Genomic DNA, 15,531 nt, shown 5'->3' with positions numbered 1-15,531 from the left:
GGAGCGTTCATCTCGACCCTTGACGGCTTCCTTTGGCTTTGCTATTTCTTGACTACAATGGCACCCACCAATTTTGCCTGCAAGCGGTGCTTCATGTACTCATCAATACAGATATGCGGCAAACCATCTTTGTCATAGAGCGTTCGCGTACAAATCTTGTTGATGTAACGGTCGTAGTACCGCAGGACACGCTCCAACGCCAACGGATCACCAGCACGGGCCTCGGCAAAAACTGACAGGGGCAGAAGCACCCTGCCGTGGAATGTGGGTTGTTTCATTTCGCGTTCCTCCCTCCATTGTCCTGCAATCTGTGCCGCAGTTCGTTCAAAGTCTTTGTACGGTGGCGCTGGACGGCGCTGCGGGACATCCCCACAAGGCCGCCGATCTCGCCGTCCGCCATAGCCGCAACGAAGCGCAGAATTAAAATCCGCTGCTCCTGTTCCGGCAAGGTGGCAAAGGCTCCGGCCACCAACTCGTCCCGGATATGTAGGTCAAAGCCAAAGGCCGAGAATGTAAAGCTGTCACTGGGGTATTCGTCCAGCGTACAGAGTTTATCCATTTCCGCCTGCGGCAAGGTGTCCAGCGACTTTTCCCGGTCACGGCGGCGGGCCAGCTCCGACAGGTATTTTCTGGCCTCGTTGCGTAAAACCGTTTTACAGAAAGCATCCAGCCGGTTCCGTTCCACATAGTCAAAGGTGTATTCGTTCATCTTCTCACCCCCGATCTGCGGGAGAGTGAGAAGTAAAAGCTGCTGATACTACTCCTTTCACTGGCAGCAATGTAGCGTTCCCGGCCCGCACCGAAGAACCGCAAAAAACAACAAATTTCGCCCGGCAGGTCGTAGACCCACCGGGCGAAAAGAGAGGCGATATGCAGTTGATTTACATGGTATAGTTCATATTCATGGCCGCTTGTCCCCGTTGCCGGGGACGGGCTTTTTTTAACGGTACATACCCCGTCGTATTCTGTCGAAACGCTCTTTGCTTCATGGCGGCTCCCTCCGTGGGCCGCCGATCCTGTCAGCGTCAGGGCGTCGTTAGTATGAGGGCATAGAGAGCGGCGGCCTTGAATTGTGTTTCAAAACCGCCGCTGGATTGTATATTGAGCGCACGAAAGCGACCTGCCCGGCAACGGTTTTTTTCTTTCCCCGTCGGGCGGGGCAGGTTATTTCAAATATGCTATTCATATTTCTGTTATTTCTTTTGATTAGCTACATTCGTCCACATACAATGATTTCTTATATAGTAAGCGTTCATTTCGTATTTTCCTATTTAGACCTCTGCATCATCAACTGCGGCTCTAACGCCTTTGTAAGATATAAGTGCCAAAAATACAGCTACAATGAACAGGAGGCAAACAGGAATGTAGGAATAACTCATGGTTGCAATCACATTTGCTACGCAACAGCAGATAATAACAGATGTAACAATCGTTATTTGTACGGACTTTTTGGAAAACCCAACCCTCACTGAAATGAGTCCGATGCAAAACGTGATAAACATACATAGTACGGTATCGGCCAAAACCCGAATGAACAAACCGATAGATGGTTGATCTGGCACCAACGGAAACACCGCTTCCGATAGAGTAAAAATTGCGTACATTAGAATTGTTCCGCCTATCATAAACGCTGCAATAAACAGTGATACCAAAGCGATTTTGCATTGTAAGAGTTTTTTGCGCTCTGTGGGGTAAGAGAATACCAGAACGGCATTTTTTCCTGTGTAGTCTTTCAAAAGAAATGTGGAGAACATAACAGCCATCAAAATCGAATATGCCGCTGTCTGCAAAGCATTTACAAGAACCCAAATGTTGTAATAAGTAGAAAATTCTGCGGCATCACTGTCGCCTCCTACATGGGCAATCATGGCAAAGGTGTAGAGCAAGCCAACCATACAAAGAATGGCCGCAAATCCGGCATATATGTAAGGACGGATCTTTATCTTTCTTAATTCCAGCTCCATAAGATGTATCATTCCGTTTTATCTCCTCTCATTGCTTCAAAAAAGTATTCCTCCAATCCAGACGGGAAATTTTCTTGAATATCCTTTATCGCCGCTTCCCTTTGTATTTGGCCGTTCGCAATAATTCCTATGTAATCCGCAGTATTTTCAAGCTCGCTCAAAATATGGCTGGAAATAATGACTGTCATGTTTTGCTCGTGGGCAAGGGAGCAGAACAATTCCCGCATTTCCTTTATTCCCATTGGATCAAGGCCGTTAATAGGTTCGTCCAACAGTAAGATTTCTGGTCTATGAATGATTGCCCTCGCAATTCCTAATCGCTGTTTCATACCCAACGAAAACTTTTTTACAGGTTGATTTGCAGCACCATCAAGCCCAACTTTATGTAACATTTCCGGTATATTCTCGATAAGTGGCTGCTTTTTCATATACTCAAGATGCAGCCGCAGGTTTTCTTCTGCGGATATATCTTCATAGAATACAGGAGTTTCAATAAGACTGCCGATTTTTTGAAGAATTTGATTGCGTTCTAAAGGCACAGCAATTCCCATAACTGAAATTCTGCCCGTTGTAGGACGAAGAAGTCCCATTATCAACTTGAGTATCGTCGTTTTTCCTGCGCCATTTGGCCCTACAAATCCATAGACAGAGCCTTTCGGGACATTCATGCTGCAATTATGAATGACTTCGCGCCCATCAAAAACCTTTGTGACATTCTCTAACTTAATTATCGTATTTGCTGACATTCAATATTTCCCTTTCGCGATTCTATTTTTGGCAATACGAACTCCTGCAATCAATAAGACGAACGCCCAAAGCAGGATATAGATAATTCCATATCAGAATTGGATATAGCTGCCGCCAAACTCTACTCCATGTACGAGTTCCATAAATTCTGTTTGAGGAATGATCTTAAATATTGTGGTAAGGATCGGATTGTTGGTACTGATGTCAACAAAGCACCCGGCTACAATACAAGTAACAACGCTGATACCCGTGGCAACCAGATTGGTATTTCGATCAAAAGCCGTTGCAATAAACAGAGCAAAGGCCGTTGCAAACACAGTTAAAAGCAATAGAAGCACCGCAATTTCAGCGATAGGAAAGCCGATTTCTACACCGAATATACCGTGTATCACAGCGATCGCCGCAAAGGTAGGAACATAAAGGCAGGTGAGCGTGAAGATAAACTGCGCTGTTAAATACTGATTTTCATTGCAGGGCGCAAACATAATCCGGCGAAAAGTACCTTTCAAACGATCTTCTGGATATAGCGTTGTCAGAGCCACGCCCTGCATGAGTACCAGCATTGTAATAAATCCCAGTACGTTTGTGCCAATGCCGCGCTCACTTCTTTTTGCATCGTCGCCTTTATACCCCTCTGGCAATTTCCCCGTTGAGAGCAGGGTCATGATTGCCTCTTTATCCTGCTGTCCTTTAAGGGTGGTAATAGCGTAGGTTCCATCCGCTCGTTTTTGGGCATAGGCTGCATAAGTTCCATCTACCAGAGTTGACAGGGCCGGTTCCTGATCGACATGGACGAAAGTATATTGGTCACAAGAAATAGGATTTGAAACGGTTCCTCCCGACACGGCAATCACTTCCTGCGTAGTCGAATGGTTAGAAATAAAGACCGCAGCACAAATAAGAAGCGGCATGATGATACAAGCAATCAGCAATACGGCCTTATGATGTTTGATCCTTTCAAAATTGTTTTTTAATAATATACTCATAGATAATCCTCCGGCCTAAAAAGAATATGGCAAATGCCAATAAAGACAAGTGATAAAATCAACAATCCTGCAATTACCGGGAGTAGTAGGTGCAGATCGTTGTCATAAATGATCTGATAGCTGCAAGCTGCTACCCACTTCACCGGGGAAATCAGTGACAGGCTATTGAGAAAATCCCCGAAACGGTGAATTTGAAAAATTACCCCTCCGAGTATGATTGAGAGGAACAACGGGATTTGCATAATGCCGTTGGCCTGTTCTTCGTCTTTGAATATGCAGCAGAACATAGTCCCGAAACAGCAGCCGCAGAAGCTAAACGCATTTAACAAAAGGATAAAATAAATGCAGTTGCGTCCTCCCATATTCAATCCTAATAGATATTGGCAGCCGAGAACCAAAACACTATAACAGACTGCCGATAGTAAATAGGAGGACAGAATTTTAGAAAGATAAATTTCCTCTTTGGATATAGGCGCATAGACAATCCGAAAATTTCCCCGTTTTACTCGTTCTTCCATAAAAGCGTTGGTCGCTGTAATAGCGATCATGCCAACAGAAAAAATCAGCATATTCACGCCATAGTAATCAAAGGAAGATACCAGTTCTGTACCAAATCCGCCCTTTGTTACAAATCCCATGACACCAATCAGAATGAGAGGCAGTATGGTGTTTGAAAAGATCAAGACAGGGTTGCGGAGGATATTTTCTAAATCTTGACGCAGTATTTTTAACAAACGCATAAGTTCCTCCTTTAGTCCCGCAGGGATTTTCCAGTCAAATCTAAAAAGACCGTTTCAAGAGAAGCCTCTTTACTTGACATGGCTTTAATCTGGTATCCGGCTGACAAAATCGTTAAAATGATATGGCTTAGATTTTCATTGGTTATATCCACGGTAACGGCAAGTCCCTGTTCTTCAAAAGACACGGACAAAATACCCGGCAGCCCGGACAGCGTAAGCGTTGTTCCATCCGGTTTACGGTCTAAAGTAAAGCTATAGGTAACCTGATTTTCAAATCGCTGGCACAATTCTTTTTTTGTCCCGGATGCAATAAATTTTCCTTCGTCAAGTATCAAAATGCGGTCGGCAATCGCTTCCACTTCTTCCATGTAGTGCGTGGAATAAAGGATCGTTGAACCCTGATCCCGCAAAGTTAAAATAGCCTCTAAAATATGATTGCGGGATTGCGGATCAATGCCGACGGTCGGTTCATCCATGATAATAAGTTTGGGGGCGTGGGCGATGGCACACGCAATATTCAGACGACGCTTCATGCCGCCGGAAAATGTTTTGGGCTTTTCGGCTCGATGGTCGTATAATCCTACCTGTTGAAGTGCTTTGCAAGTTTGAGTTTTCAGTTCTGAACCATGCAGACCATAGAGGCTTGCAAAAAACGCAACATTTTTTTCGGCACTGATTTCTTCATAAATTGCAAGGTCTTGCGGAACAATGCCGATAAACTTTTTGATCTTCGATTTGTCTTTTGCCAAATCATATCCGCCAATTGAGACATTTCCGCTATCGGGTTTCAAAATTGTAGACAGGATATTGATGGTTGTGCTTTTCCCGGCACCGTTCGGGCCTAACAATCCTACAATTTCCCCCTGACAAACCGTAAAACTCAAATCATGAACAGCAGATTTGTGTTGATAACTCTTATTGAGCTTTTCAACGACAATAATTTCTTCCATCATTCGTTCCCCTTTCAAAAGACACCTTGTTGTCAATATAGATTATAGAGCAAGGAAACCACAATGTCAACATGGTGTCTTTATGGAGAAAAAAATAAGGCGACGTTTACGTCGCCTTATTCAGAATACTTTCTTTTCTCTGCAAAGTGTTGTAAAATGCGGTCGCTTAATTCTGGATCGGATATTAGTTTTGAGCTATCTTCTTCAAAACCATCTTGACGATTTCCGTCAAATTCATAGAGCCTGTGCAGCAGGTTCCAGAGGGTTTCTAATTCTTGTGTGTTGAAACTTCGGAATAGATCGGCCATAAAATCTACTGCATATTGTGAACATTCAAGAACTTTCTGTTTTCCGGTATCTGTAAGTAATACATTCGTGGCGCGCCGATCTTTAGAACTGGGAACAATCGTAACATACCCTAATTTTTCAATTCCTGCAACCATTCGATTGGCGTTTTGTTTGCTGGTTCCCAATTTCCGAGCGATATTATTTATCGTTGTTTCATCCTCTGGCAGATGTAAAATAGCAACGATTGTCATAAACTGGCGAGAAGTAAGGCCATTAAAATAGGTATCACCTGTAATTTGAAGTTTATTGATTAGCGAGAACAGGGTTCCATACGCTTGCTGCATGAGAAACAGATCATGCAATTCCTTTTCATATCCCATTGTTTGTTCAACTCCTATGAAACAAAGTTTATCACCGAAAGTATAGAAAGTCAATATATTGTCGTTTTCTGCTTTGGCTGCTTGTTCTAAGTACTCCATTATAGATGATGAATTGTATAGAAAAATTTATTGGGTAATCAGAATTTAACGGGTAGTTTCCGTCCTTGCAAACGTATTATTAGCAAAGCAAAAAACAAGGGTTTGGGAAGCTCCCAACAAGCAAAAATCTCCGCTCAGGTAGCAGGCCGGAAACGGAGATTTTGCGGAAGTGTGGCCACACTTCCTATGCTTGCTCTGTTGTGACTTTCCCGGAAAGGACGGGAACGGAATGGAACAGAAGCCAAAAGTACAAGAGAGCGATTATCTCCCGAAAAGAGGAAATCCACTGCAAGAAACTGTATGCTACACAATCGGCGGAACCGTATACGAGGTGGAAACCTCCTGCGGCGGTACAGAACTGCTTTACGACAAAATGGTACGGCTCATTCGCTCAGAAACCATCACGGATGCTGACAAAGAGGACAAACCGCAGTATAATAAAGACAGCAACCTGTTTGTCGGGCGTTCATTACAGGAGGAATGAACCATGACATCAAACAACAATTATCCCGACAACATCACCGCTTTATACGCCCGCCTGTCCCAAGAGGATGCGCTGGACGGCGAGAGCAATAGTATTGCCAATCAAAAGAAAATCCTTTTGAAGTACGCGACTGACAACGGTTTCCCCAATCCCACGTTTTTCATCGACGACGGCGTTTCCGGGGTGACGTTTGACCGTCCGGGCTGGAATGAAATGATCCGGCTGGCCGAAGCAGGAAAGGTCAAAACCGTCATTGTAAAAGATATGTCCCGCATGGGACGGGACTATCTGAAAGTGGGCTACTATACCGAGAGCTTCTTTGCCGAGCGCGATATTCGGTATATCGCCATCAATGACGGCGTGGACAGCGACAAGGGCGACAACGACTTTACCCCATTCCGCAATCTGTTCAACGACTTCTACGCCCGCGATACCAGCAAGAAAATCCGAGCCGTTATGCGCGCCAAAGGAAACGCCGGAGAACACCTCTGCACCAATCCGCCCTATGGGTACATGAAAGACCCGGCGGACAAAAAGAAATGGATCGTAGACGAGGAAGCCGCCGAGATTGTCAAGCGTATTTTTGCTCTGTGTATTGCAGGGAAAGGCCCCATGCAGATTGCCAAGCTGCTGACTGCCGAACACGTTCTCACGGTTAAGGCCCACTACGCCCAGCAGGACGGAAAGCCGCTGCCGGAGAAGCCGTATCAATGGAGTCCGAAGTCTGTCGCGGGGATATTAGAGCGGCCAGAGTACACCGGCTGCACGGTCAACTTCAAGACCTATGCCAAGTCCCACAAGCTGAAAAAGCGGCTGCATAACGCCCCGGAGAACCAGCGAATTTTCCCCAATACCCAGCCAGCCATCATCGACGAACAAGTTTTTGCACGGGTGCAGGAGTTACGGGAGAATAAGCGCCGCCCCAGCAAGACGGGAAAACAGGGATTATTCTCTGGTCTGCTCTATTGTGCGGATTGCGGGGACAAGCTGTATTTCTGTACGACAAACAGCTTTTCGCCCAAGCAAGACCACTATGTCTGCTCCAATTACAAGAGCAATACAGGAACTTGTTCCGCGCATTTTATCCGGGAAGAAACGCTGAAACTGTTTGTCTTGCAGCGGATTTTCGATGTGACGGCGCTGTTCTTTGACGATGCTATGGCATTTGAAGAAGCGGCGAGAAAGCAGCGTTTCCAAGAAGCTGAAAAAGAGGCCAGGAAGCGCAGGCGTGAAATTGCCCAAGCGGAAAAGCGTATTGCCGAACTTGACCGCATTTTCAAACGCATCTATGAGGACGACATCAGCGGTGCAATTAGCCATGAGCGATTCTTAAAACTTTCTGCCGATTATGAGGCGGAGCAAAAAGAGCTAACAGAGCAGGTCAAGATACTGCGGGAAGCGGTAGAAACCTTTGAACAGGATCAAGCCGATTTTGCCAGCTTTGCAGCCATTGTGCGGAAGTATGTGGGTATCCGGGAACTGACGCCCACCATCGTCAATGAGTTTATAAAGAAGATTATCGTCCATGCGCCGGACAAATCCAGCGGCCACCGCAGGCAGAAAATCGAACTGGTCTGGAACTTCATTGGGGAAGTCAACCTGCCGGGCGATGATCAGACGGTGGAAAGGCAAAGAAAAGGCAGGACGGCATGACTTTTCAGCCATGCCGTCCTGCGATAATTCAATTACTTCCTTATGAGCGTGCACCTTCTGGAGACGTCCTCTTTTGAGCAATAGGCTGCCTTTGCAAACAACTGGTCAGGGACATAGTCAAAGGCTGTACCTGAATCCAGGAAACGTTATCCGGTGCCACAGAAATCCCGGTACAGAGCTACGTGGTCAAAAATCGCCTGCCAGCTGCTGCCGGCGCTTCCTGTGACACAGAGATAACCGTTGCCGGCGGCGTCCTCCCCCCAGCTGGCGGCGCAGGAACCGGACTGGGCTACATATCCTGTCTTGGCTCCCACAACCCGCACGGCCTGCGACCCGTCGTGGTCCTCAATTTTTCGCAGGAACCAGTTGGAAAGAACCTGCCCCTCCGGATGCTGCTCTGTAGGAGCAGTCTCATAGGTGTGGGCGGAGAGAACTTCCCGGCACAGTTCGTTGTCCATAGCTGCTTTCAGAATAACGGCCATGTCAGTGACTGTACAGTGGTGTGCCTCATCATAGAGCCCTACACAATTTGTAAAATGAGCAGTCTGAGAGAGTCCCAATTCCTCCAGCTTTTCATTCATTAATTTTACAAAGGACTCATGAGACCCGGCAGTATATACCGCAAGTCCTAGGGCGGCGTCTGCACCGGAGGAGAGAATCGTGCCATATAGCAGTTCGCGGACGGATACGGTTTCCCCTACATCCAGCCCTACCACACTGCAGTCGTTGACATAACAGTAATCCGTGATATCAATGGTCATGGTAAAGGTGTCCTCCAGATCTGCCTCTTCCAGCTGCTCCACAGCTACCAGCAGGGTCAGCACTTTGGTCATGGAGGCGGGATTGATCACCGCCTGAGCTTCCTTCTCTGCCAAAATGGTGTTGGTCTGCAGGTCTATCAAGACGGCGTAACCACTGGATATTTCATCCCCCAGATGGACTGTTTCCGTGGTTTCCACAGGGCGGAGGGCGGTCTCTGGCTCCACAGGGGAGACCTTGGGAAATTTTGCAGCCCGCGGCTCTTCCGGCAGTTCTTCCGCCTGTCCTTGCCCCCAAAATGATAAGGCGACCACAAGAACCAAGCAAAGAATAGCTGCCGGCAGAGTCCGCAGCAGAATTCTCCTGCGCTGAAGGCGCTGTTTTTTTCTGCGGGCTGCGGCTCTTTGCTTTCTGCGGGCAGCCCGCTCTTCGGGACTGAACATGGGGGTGTAATCGTCCATAGAATGCTCCTTGATCGCGTGTGTTCCGACGCAAAAGCCTGGCTGGCCCGACGCGCCATTGATCACAGTATAGCAGACTCTCCGGCGGATTTCACCAGAAATTTTCCGCAATTTTTTAAGGACAGGTTTTCAGGAAAGTCAGGTCAAGGTGTTGCTGCATACTCTGGATTGTAGTTCAATTTGGAGGAGACAGCTATGGCACGGATTACCAACTTTTTTGCCGGTGCTAACAGCGGCGAAGGATTTCAAAACCTGTTCCATGAGATGGTGGATTTAGAGGCTACATATGATGTTATGATTCTAAAGGGCGGACCTGGCGTGGGCAAGAACACCTTTATGCGGGAAATTGGGCGGACCATGGAGCAGGCGGGGACGCCGGTGGAATACCTCTGGTGCTCCGGGGACCCGGATTCTCTGGACGGAGTGGTACTACCGGAGGTGCGGTGCGCCGTAGTGGACGGCACCAGCCCCCATGTCATGGAGCCAGTATACCCAGCGGCGGTGGACCGCTATGTGGACTTGGGACGATTTTATGATTTATCCGCCGCCAAGGCGGACGCTGAGGAGGTCAAAACCCATACCCATGCCTATCAAGCGGCATATGTGCGGGCATACCACAGCCTAAAGGCTGCCCGACAGGTGGAGCTGGATGCAGTAGCCGCGGTGAGACGGACCTTTGACCAGGAACGGGCAGAGAGGCGAGCACGGGGTATCATTCAGCGGGAGCTGCGGGAGCATGGTGGACAGGAGGGAAAGACTACCCGCCGCTTTTTGGGAAGCGTTACCCACAAAGGCTATGTTTGGTGCTTTGACAGTGTAGACGCGCTGTGCCCCAGGGTTTATGAGTTCGCGGACGGTTGGGAGCTGGGCGGAGGGACGATGGAGCTGCTTCACCAGGCGGCGGTCTCAAGGGGATGGGACACGATTGCCTGCGTCGCGCCGGAGGAGCCAACTCGCCTGGAGCACCTGCTGGTCCCCGGGCTGGGGCTGGCTTTTGTCACATCCCGGCCTGGAATGGACTATGGGAAAAAGCCCTATCGCCGCATCCGGTTGGACGCCATGACCCACCCGGAGAGCAAGGCCAGGCTGCGGTTCCAGACCCGAATGGCAGCGCTGCTCCGTTCAGAGGCGGTGGCAGCACTTCGGGATGCCAAGGCCAACCATGACCGGCTGGAGGCCGTCTATAATCCCTATGTGGATTTTGACGGTGTCCGTGCCTTGGCCGCCTTGGAGGCGGGCCGGATTCTCAGCTGGCTGGGCTGATGGAAAGGACCGCCCTATTTGGGGCGGCCCTTACTTTAGGCAGACGATATGGAGCGCCGTTGCTTTCAGACAGGCACCGGAGGCAAGACACGAACGATTTGAAGCAAGCTAAGATCCGTCTCACATGAGACGGGGCCTGAACAGATAGGCTAACAGGTTTGACGATAGCGCGTCATGAGCTGGGCAAAGAGAACGCCATTGGCGGGCGGCGTATAGGTCACAGCATTGGCTCCGGCTTGGATGGTGCGGCGGATACTCTCCTCCGTGGGGCCGCCGGTGGCAATGATGGGAACTTCCGGAAAGTCCTGCCGAATATCCGCCACGATGTCCGGGGTCGCCCCAGCACCGGAGACGTTCAGAATATCAGCGCCGGCGTCCAGACGGCCGCGGATATCCGTATGGGCAGAGACAACTGTGATTACCACGGGCAGGTCTACCCGTTCCTTGATTTGCCCGATGACCTCGTTGGGGGTAGGAGCATTGAGCACCACGCCGTGGGCACCCTGGTGCTCCGCCTGCACCGCCAGCCGGACAGCCCTGGCACCGGTGGTGATTCCGCCGCCCACACCCACAAAGACCGGCACATCGGACACAGTGATAATTGCCTGGGCAATCACCGGCTGAGGAGTGAAGGGGTAGACGGCGATGATGGCATCGGCATTGATGTTTTTAATTATGGCCACGTCGGTTGTAAAAGCCAGGGATCGGATCAGCCGACCAAAGATGCGGATGCCACTGCACTCATGAATGCAGGCGGGCAGGGTCAAGGAGTGGCTGCGGAGGGTCCCGGTATAGGTTGGAATTGGCTGGACCATAAAGCCTCCTCTCTTGCAGCGGGTGGCAACAATTTTAAACATCATATCATATCCAGACTCCGGCCTCAAGCCGCAGCCGCTTATTTTTACAAGAGCTTTACAGACTTGCAAACAGGAATCATGAACACGGCGTAAAAGGAGAGCTATCTGGCGCCGGGGACAGACGTATCCGGCAGTCTGGCCGTCAGCCAGTCAAAAAGGTCCTGGAAAACCGTCTCTCGGCAGTCCTCACATAGAATCTCGTGCCGCAGCTCCGGATAGAGTCTGCATGTGACATTCCGCACGCCGGCCTTTTGAAAGCTCTCATAGGCCCGCCGCACCCCCACGCCGCACCCGCCTACCGGGTCCATGGCTCCGGAGGTGAAAAGAATGGGGGTGTCAAGGTCCATCTGTCTGAGGTTTTCTGGCTTTTCGATCCAGGACATGCCTTCGAGCATCTCACGGAAAAGACCGATCGTGGGGGTTTCACCACACAGTGGGTCCGCCAGATACTGGTCCACGTTCTCCGTGCTTCGGGAGAGCCAGTCAAACGCGGTGCGATTGGGCGCAAAGATGCGGTTATAGGTACCAAAGGCCAGCTTTTCCACCAGTGAACTGCTGTGCTCCTCTCCAACGCGGCGGGACTCCCGGGCGGCTATAGCCTTCCCTGCGGTGATCAGGGCGGGAGACATCTGCCCGGTGCCCATCAGGATGGCGCCGTCCACACGGCCCGGATAGCGGATCAGATAAGTGCGGGCCAGGAAGGAGCCCATCGAGTGTCCCAGCAGAAAATAGGGCACATTGGGAAAAGACTCCCGGGCAAGACATCGACGCTTCTCGATGTCATCCACCACCCACTTCCAGCTCCCCTTGGGACCGAAGTACAGCCGCGCAGCGCCGGGAGCCACGGAGCTGCCATGCCCCAGATGATCGTGGCCCACCACCGCGAAGCCCCGGTCCGTCAGGTACTGGGCAAAGGGCTCGTAACGCAGAATATACTCCGACACACCGTGGGAAATCTGCACGACGGCCCGGACATCGTCCTCTGGCAGCCACTGTACTGCGTGGATGGATGTGTTTCCGTCGGCGGAGGGAAAAACAAATTCATTTCTGAGCATGGCAAAACCGGCCTCCTTATGTTATACTGGGCCCATGATACCACGGCCCTGTAGAAAATACCAGAGGAGGTAGCCTATGGAAGCGTATATTGCCGCGTTGGACCAGGGGACCACCAGTTCCCGGGCCATTTTGTTCAACCGGGCGGGTGAGATTGTGGCCCGAGCCCAGCATCCCTTCCGACAGATTTACCCCCAACCGGGCTGGGTGGAGCACGACCCGATGGAAATCTGGTCCACCACCGCCCGAGCCCTGGCGGAGGCAGTGGACTCCGCCCACATTGATCCCAAGTGCATCGCGGCCCTCGGCATCACCAACCAGCGGGAGACCACCATTCTGTGGGACAGAACAACCGGTGAGCCGGTGTGCAACGCCATCGTCTGGCAGTGCCGCCGCACCGCTGCCATCTGCGATCAGCTGAAGGCTGATGGCTGGATAGAGGCTGTACAGGAGAAAACGGGGCTGCTGATTGATGCCTATTTCTCCGGTACCAAGCTCAAGTGGCTGCTGGACAATATCCCTGGTGCCCGGAAGCGGGCAGAGCAGGGGGAGCTTTGCTGCGGCACGGTGGACAGCTGGCTGATCTGGAACCTCACCAGAGGTGCCGCCCATGTGACGGATTGCTCCAACGCGTCCCGGACGATGCTGTTTAACATCCATACGCTTCAATGGGACCAGGAGCTGTGCGGCATGTTGGGTATTCCTCTGGCACTGCTGCCGCAGCCTCGGGCCAACAGCGAAGTATATGGCACCATCGCCTCGGGCATCTCCGGGCTGGAGGACCTAGCTGGCATCCCGATCTGCGGCAGCGCCGGCGACCAGGCAGCAGCATTGTTCGGCCAGGGCTGTTTTGTGCCCGGTCAGGCGAAGAACACCTATGGTACCGGCTGCTTTACACTGATGAACGTGGGGACAAGCGCAGTGCGTTCCCGGTCTGGGCTTGTGACCTCTGTGGGCTGGCAGTTGAACGGAGAGACCACCTATGCCCTGGAGGGAAGTGTCTTCAACGCGGGCAGCGCCATCCAGTGGCTGCGAGACGAGCTGGGCCTTTTTGAAACCTCGCCGGAGTGCGACCGCCTGGCGGAGAGCGTTCCTTCTGCGGGCGGCGTGTATGTGGTGCCAGCCTTCACCGGTCTGGGCGCACCTTACTGGGATATGTATGCCCGGGGAACGATTGTGGGAATCACCCGGGGTACCACCAAGGCTCATATTGCCCGGGCAGTGCTGGACGCCATCGCCTTCCAGGTGGCAGACCTGGTGCGGGCCATGAACGCCGACGCGCCCTGTCCTATTACCACGCTGAGAGTGGACGGCGGCGCCTCGGTCAGTGACATCTTGATGCAGACGCAGGCGGACCTGCTGCGGCTGCCGGTGGACCGCCCGACCCAGGTGGAGACCACGGCCTTCGGCGCTGCGGCGCTGGCGGGTCTTGCGGTAGGTGTGTGGGAGAATTTGCAGGAGGTGGGGCAGCTTCGCCGCAGCCAGCACGTCTTCATGCCCCAGCGGGCTGAGGCGGAATGTGCTGCCGATTACAGCCATTGGCAGCGCGCGGTAAACCGGGCTCGGGCGTGGATTGAAAACGAAGTGTAAACAAGGTGGAATTTTGTTGCGTTTTTTCGCGGGTTGGACTATACTAATAAAGAGAGCTATCCACGGTTTCCATCATACAAAAGCGGCGTAAGGCCGTAATTTGAAAGGGGATTTTCCATATGGCTTTTTTTGATGACTTGACCAGGAAGGCAAAGGACGTGGCAGCTGTGGCTGCAGATAAGGCCAAGGATGCCGCGGAGCTGACGAAGATCACGGTTGCTATTGCCGGTGAACAGCGGGAGATTGATAAGAATTACCGCACCATCGGTGAATGGTTTGTCAATGAATACGAGGGTGAGATTCCCGCCGCTGTTCGGGATCTGGTAGAGGCGGTGGTTGCTTCCAAGGCCAAAATTGCCGAACTGGAGGCCGCGAAAGCCGCCAATAGGGAGACAGAGCCTGTGACAGCCGCGGAGAGCGCGGAGAAGACCTGCCCGATCTGCGGAGCCAGGTCTGATAGTAAATTCTGCCCCCAATGCGGCGCCCCAATGGGGGAGTAAATCTGTGCGTGAAAAATCCGCTGCCGGACCTCCGGCAGCGGATTTTTTAATATTTGTTGCGCAGGACCTGTTGGTATGTACCATCTTCCAGGCGAATATACCGCACGAACAGCGCGACCTTGTTCTCTGGATGCAAAGCCTCCCACAGCTCATCGGCCAGGGACTCCGGGTCCGGGAACGTCAGAGCCGTGCGCACCGGCTCGCCCTCAAAGGAGGGCAGGGGAGTGCCGTCCCCCTGATAGGTGTGGAGGAAGCGGCCCTCGCCGGGAAGGGGATTGTCATAGAGATAGAAGTGGCGCAGGCAGCAGCTGGGGTCCCCATCGGCACTTTTCAGGATGGAGAGCTGAAAACTGCCGTCCGGGGAGAGAAGACCGGAGATTCGGGGCGTATAGTTGGGTGCGTCTGGTTCAAACTCCCGGCTGCGCAGGGCCTCGGCAAAGGTGCGGCCCGCCAGGAGATAGTCCCGGATCGTGTCGGTTTGATCACCGTTTGTGACCACCAGCCCCCGACCCACCTGCCGGACGGGATGGTAGATGATCAGACTGGGGTCTGTCATCCTGGAGGGGTCGTGAGCCTGGGTACGGATGCCGTCCTCTGTCTCCACGAAAACCCGGTTTCTGGAGTTTTCGCTTCGGCCCATGATGAAATAGGCCGCCACGGCGCTCTGACCGTCGGCACTTCGGCCCAGGAGAATGCCCCGGCCGGGGTAGGGATTGGCCCGCAGCAGGGCGGGGAGAAGTTGTGTTTCCATTGGAAA

At 51.6% G+C, this 15,531-nt stretch carries 17 protein-coding genes; 5 read left to right on the top strand and 12 right to left on the bottom strand.

Annotated elements, in window-relative coordinates:
* Positions 1-41: 41 nt before the first annotated feature.
* The 8 genes from KJS55_RS04940 to KJS55_RS04905 all read right to left on the bottom strand — a co-directional run bounded on the left by KJS55_RS04940 (position 42) and on the right by KJS55_RS04905 (position 6,055).
* Complete coding sequence (locus KJS55_RS04940; protein WP_213542823.1) at positions 42-278, bottom strand: helix-turn-helix domain-containing protein; 237 nt, start codon at positions 276-278, stop codon at positions 42-44.
* Positions 275-709, bottom strand: a complete 435-nt coding sequence (locus tag KJS55_RS04935; RefSeq protein WP_213542822.1) for an RNA polymerase sigma factor — start codon at positions 707-709, stop codon at positions 275-277. Before KJS55_RS04935 ends, KJS55_RS04940 begins: the two co-directional genes overlap by 4 nt.
* 562 nt (positions 710-1,271) lie before the next feature.
* Positions 1,272-1,976, bottom strand: a complete 705-nt coding sequence (locus KJS55_RS04930; protein WP_213542821.1) for an ABC transporter permease — start codon at positions 1,974-1,976, stop codon at positions 1,272-1,274.
* Entirely contained in the window at positions 1,973-2,710 is a 738-nt protein-coding gene (locus KJS55_RS04925; protein ID WP_213542820.1) for an ABC transporter ATP-binding protein, read from the bottom strand. The genes KJS55_RS04930 and KJS55_RS04925 overlap by 4 nt, the downstream gene beginning before the upstream one ends.
* Positions 2,711-2,803: 93 nt before the next feature.
* Entirely contained in the window at positions 2,804-3,697 is an 894-nt protein-coding gene (locus tag KJS55_RS04920; protein WP_213542819.1) for an ABC transporter permease, read from the bottom strand.
* On the bottom strand, positions 3,694-4,437 hold the full coding sequence (locus KJS55_RS04915; protein WP_213542818.1) for an ABC transporter permease: 744 nt from the start codon (positions 4,435-4,437) through the stop codon (positions 3,694-3,696). Before KJS55_RS04915 ends, KJS55_RS04920 begins: the two co-directional genes overlap by 4 nt.
* Positions 4,438-4,448: 11 nt before the next feature.
* The gene (locus KJS55_RS04910; protein ID WP_213543649.1) at positions 4,449-5,387 is read right to left on the bottom strand and encodes an ABC transporter ATP-binding protein; all 939 of its coding nucleotides are present in this window, start codon (positions 5,385-5,387) and stop codon (positions 4,449-4,451) included.
* Between the two features lie 116 nt (positions 5,388-5,503).
* On the bottom strand, positions 5,504-6,055 hold the full coding sequence (locus KJS55_RS04905) for a MarR family winged helix-turn-helix transcriptional regulator (protein ID WP_213542817.1): 552 nt from the start codon (positions 6,053-6,055) through the stop codon (positions 5,504-5,506).
* 328 nt (positions 6,056-6,383) lie between these two features.
* Here KJS55_RS04905 and KJS55_RS04900 point away from each other — a divergent pair, with 328 nt between their 5' ends.
* Positions 6,384-6,638, top strand: coding sequence for a hypothetical protein (locus tag KJS55_RS04900; protein WP_213542816.1), 255 nt, complete (start codon positions 6,384-6,386; stop codon positions 6,636-6,638).
* A 3-nt stretch (positions 6,639-6,641) separates the two neighbouring features.
* A complete protein-coding gene (locus KJS55_RS04895; RefSeq protein WP_213542815.1) occupies positions 6,642-8,291 on the top strand; it encodes a recombinase family protein in 1,650 nt (549 codons plus the stop codon).
* 146 nt (positions 8,292-8,437) lie between these two features.
* Here the strand turns inward: KJS55_RS04895 and KJS55_RS04890 are convergent, their stop codons facing one another.
* Entirely contained in the window at positions 8,438-9,511 is a 1,074-nt protein-coding gene (locus KJS55_RS04890) for a D-alanyl-D-alanine carboxypeptidase family protein (protein ID WP_213542814.1), read from the bottom strand.
* Positions 9,512-9,706: 195 nt separating this feature from the next.
* Between KJS55_RS04890 and KJS55_RS04885 the strand changes: the two genes are divergently transcribed.
* On the top strand, positions 9,707-10,774 hold the full coding sequence (locus KJS55_RS04885; protein ID WP_187028133.1) for a hypothetical protein: 1,068 nt from the start codon (positions 9,707-9,709) through the stop codon (positions 10,772-10,774).
* 149 nt (positions 10,775-10,923) lie between these two features.
* Here KJS55_RS04885 and KJS55_RS04880 read toward each other — a convergent pair whose 3' ends face one another.
* Positions 10,924-11,589 carry a beta/alpha barrel domain-containing protein gene (locus tag KJS55_RS04880; RefSeq protein ID WP_187028134.1) on the bottom strand — a complete coding sequence of 222 codons (666 nt, stop codon included), beginning with the start codon at positions 11,587-11,589 and terminating at the stop codon, positions 10,924-10,926.
* 143 nt (positions 11,590-11,732) lie between these two features.
* The gene (locus KJS55_RS04875; protein ID WP_213542813.1) at positions 11,733-12,686 is read right to left on the bottom strand and encodes an alpha/beta fold hydrolase; all 954 of its coding nucleotides are present in this window, start codon (positions 12,684-12,686) and stop codon (positions 11,733-11,735) included.
* 76 nt (positions 12,687-12,762) lie between these two features.
* On the opposite strand from KJS55_RS04875, the gene glpK reads away from it, so the two are divergent.
* Positions 12,763-14,274: a glycerol kinase GlpK gene (gene glpK / locus KJS55_RS04870; protein WP_187028136.1), complete on the top strand. Its 1,512-nt coding sequence runs from the start codon at positions 12,763-12,765 to the stop codon at positions 14,272-14,274.
* Between the two features lie 119 nt (positions 14,275-14,393).
* Positions 14,394-14,774: a zinc ribbon domain-containing protein gene (locus KJS55_RS04865; protein ID WP_187028137.1), complete on the top strand. Its 381-nt coding sequence runs from the start codon at positions 14,394-14,396 to the stop codon at positions 14,772-14,774.
* Between the two features lie 46 nt (positions 14,775-14,820).
* Here the strand turns inward: KJS55_RS04865 and KJS55_RS04860 are convergent, their stop codons facing one another.
* The gene (locus KJS55_RS04860; RefSeq protein WP_213542812.1) at positions 14,821-15,525 is read right to left on the bottom strand and encodes an IMP cyclohydrolase; all 705 of its coding nucleotides are present in this window, start codon (positions 15,523-15,525) and stop codon (positions 14,821-14,823) included.
* Positions 15,526-15,531 lie beyond the last annotated feature (6 nt).

The organism is Pusillibacter faecalis (genome assembly GCF_018408705.1).
GTDB lineage: Bacteria > Bacillota > Clostridia > Oscillospirales > Oscillospiraceae > Oscillibacter > Oscillibacter faecalis.
The sequence above is the reverse complement of the archived record's forward strand: the minus strand, read 5'-3'. Positions and strand labels throughout refer to the sequence as shown.

Coding starts and splice junctions, on each gene's coding strand:
- KJS55_RS04905 (WP_213542817.1), bottom strand. CDS start 6,055: ATGGGATATGAAAAGGAATTGCATGATCTGTTTCTCATGCAGCAAGCG.
- KJS55_RS04940 (WP_213542823.1), bottom strand. CDS start 278: ATGAAACAACCCACATTCCACGGCAGGGTGCTTCTGCCCCTGTCAGTT.
- KJS55_RS04860 (WP_213542812.1), bottom strand. CDS start 15,525: ATGGAAACACAACTTCTCCCCGCCCTGCTGCGGGCCAATCCCTACCCC.
- KJS55_RS04865 (WP_187028137.1), top strand. CDS start 14,394: ATGGCTTTTTTTGATGACTTGACCAGGAAGGCAAAGGACGTGGCAGCT.
- KJS55_RS04895 (WP_213542815.1), top strand. CDS start 6,642: ATGACATCAAACAACAATTATCCCGACAACATCACCGCTTTATACGCC.
- KJS55_RS04930 (WP_213542821.1), bottom strand. CDS start 1,976: ATGATACATCTTATGGAGCTGGAATTAAGAAAGATAAAGATCCGTCCT.
- KJS55_RS04920 (WP_213542819.1), bottom strand. CDS start 3,697: ATGAGTATATTATTAAAAAACAATTTTGAAAGGATCAAACATCATAAG.
- KJS55_RS04875 (WP_213542813.1), bottom strand. CDS start 12,686: ATGCTCAGAAATGAATTTGTTTTTCCCTCCGCCGACGGAAACACATCC.
- KJS55_RS04935 (WP_213542822.1), bottom strand. CDS start 709: ATGAACGAATACACCTTTGACTATGTGGAACGGAACCGGCTGGATGCT.
- KJS55_RS04925 (WP_213542820.1), bottom strand. CDS start 2,710: ATGTCAGCAAATACGATAATTAAGTTAGAGAATGTCACAAAGGTTTTT.
- KJS55_RS04915 (WP_213542818.1), bottom strand. CDS start 4,437: ATGCGTTTGTTAAAAATACTGCGTCAAGATTTAGAAAATATCCTCCGC.
- glpK (WP_187028136.1), top strand. CDS start 12,763: ATGGAAGCGTATATTGCCGCGTTGGACCAGGGGACCACCAGTTCCCGG.
- KJS55_RS04885 (WP_187028133.1), top strand. CDS start 9,707: ATGGCACGGATTACCAACTTTTTTGCCGGTGCTAACAGCGGCGAAGGA.
- KJS55_RS04890 (WP_213542814.1), bottom strand. CDS start 9,511: ATGGACGATTACACCCCCATGTTCAGTCCCGAAGAGCGGGCTGCCCGC.
- KJS55_RS04910 (WP_213543649.1), bottom strand. CDS start 5,387: ATGGAAGAAATTATTGTCGTTGAAAAGCTCAATAAGAGTTATCAACAC.
- KJS55_RS04880 (WP_187028134.1), bottom strand. CDS start 11,589: ATGGTCCAGCCAATTCCAACCTATACCGGGACCCTCCGCAGCCACTCC.
- KJS55_RS04900 (WP_213542816.1), top strand. CDS start 6,384: ATGGAACAGAAGCCAAAAGTACAAGAGAGCGATTATCTCCCGAAAAGA.